This is a genomic window from Bradyrhizobium sp. th-b2, from assembly GCF_000426785.1.
Taxonomy (GTDB): domain Bacteria; phylum Pseudomonadota; class Alphaproteobacteria; order Rhizobiales; family Xanthobacteraceae; genus Bradyrhizobium; species Bradyrhizobium septentrionale.
Map to the genome: position 1 here is coordinate 1 of NZ_AUGA01000260.1, position 1,230 is coordinate 1,230.

At 61.5% G+C, this 1,230-nt stretch carries 2 protein-coding genes; one reads left to right on the forward strand and one right to left on the reverse strand.

Annotated features, from left to right (window positions below):
* Nucleotides 1–150 precede the first annotated feature (150 nt).
* A complete protein-coding gene (locus K359_RS66045) occupies nt 151–279 on the forward strand; it encodes a hypothetical protein (RefSeq protein WP_256375228.1) in 129 nt (42 codons plus the stop codon).
* A gap of 227 nt (nt 280–506) precedes the next feature.
* Here K359_RS66045 and K359_RS56725 read toward each other — a convergent pair whose 3' ends face one another.
* Nucleotides 507–911 (reverse strand): hypothetical protein, encoded by a 405-nt coding sequence (locus K359_RS56725; protein WP_051346865.1) that lies wholly within the window; start codon nt 909–911, stop codon nt 507–509.
* Nucleotides 912–1,230: the final 319 nt, after the last annotated feature.

Here is a 1,230-nt window from a genome sequence, read left to right on the forward strand (position 1 = left end):
GGGTTGGCTTTGCAACCGAATCCTACGCCGCATCAGCGCTTTACACCACGCTCGCCAGCCTCTCAGGCGCCCTCTGACGAATAAGACGGGCTAGTAACGTCCTGCAGAATCTTTCCGTTGATTATTTTTCGGATTGTTGGAGAGCTGTCCATGCAAGACGACTACGAAATCTTTCGCGATTCGGAGCTTTGGTTAGCTGCTCTGGTCAGCTGCGGGCCGGCGTTTCTCATCTCCGCGATGATGATCGTCTCGCTGATCCAACCGCGGTACCCGGGCTGACCGGTTGCGAGCTTGCTGATTAAATTAGCGAACATGTTCTGTTTTGATCAGACGGGCCTCACCGCGTCTGGTTTGATCGAGCCATGTTCACCGCAGCAGAATGCCGGGAAAAGGCCTCTGAGAAACTGGCGCTGGCTGAGCGCAATATTAGAAGCTTCAGCGCGCTGCGGAAGCGTGGCTGATCCTTGCGGCTCTAATGGATGACTGCCCGCAAGAGTAAGTCCGCCTCAGTGGACGGTCTCAATGGATTTGCGTAGCTTGTTGATGATCTGCCGCCGGTCGTTGGCGCTCATGCGCTTCCCGGCATTGCCGCACTTCACGCAGCGCAGGCGCCCGGCGAGATCGTGCACCCTGGTGGTCGGAACGTGGCGCAGCGCGGCCAGGTCGACCGCCCTTGGCGTCTTGCAGCGCGAGCACTTGATCTCGAGCCACGGATAGCCGGCGTTGATGGCCTGGTCGACGGAGGGCGAGGGGTCAATCGGGCCGCCATCGGCCCACATCCTCTCGTTCCAGCTCTGGCAGAGCAGGTCAGCGGCCTCGCGGATCAGCGCTTCGCCGGCGGCGCGCTTCTCGGCCGATCGCGTGGCGAGGATTGTCGTCACTGCTCGGGCACGCGCTAGCTCCTTTGTCAGCGCCTTGCGGTCGCCGCCGGAAAGTGGTGTCGGGTGATTGCGCGGCGGCGATCAGGGTGAGACGCCGCGCACATGCGAAAGCGGACCCGCGGATTGACTTCGCCCCTGCAGCGAGCTTGCGGCAACAAGATTCCCACCGAGCCGAAGGATCAGAACAGTCTGTGGTACCGCTTCTACCTTGAACTACAGGACGTTCCGGCGGTGGACCAGGTACACCGAGATTTCTTGCTGCTGCGCGACTGATGGCGGTCGGCTGACCTCGAACGGGGGCGTGATGCTTCTGGCGATGGCCGAGCGGCGTCTCGGCTTGGCCGACAAT

Coding starts and splice junctions, on each gene's coding strand:
- K359_RS66045 (WP_256375228.1), top strand. CDS start 151: ATGCAAGACGACTACGAAATCTTTCGCGATTCGGAGCTTTGGTTAGCT.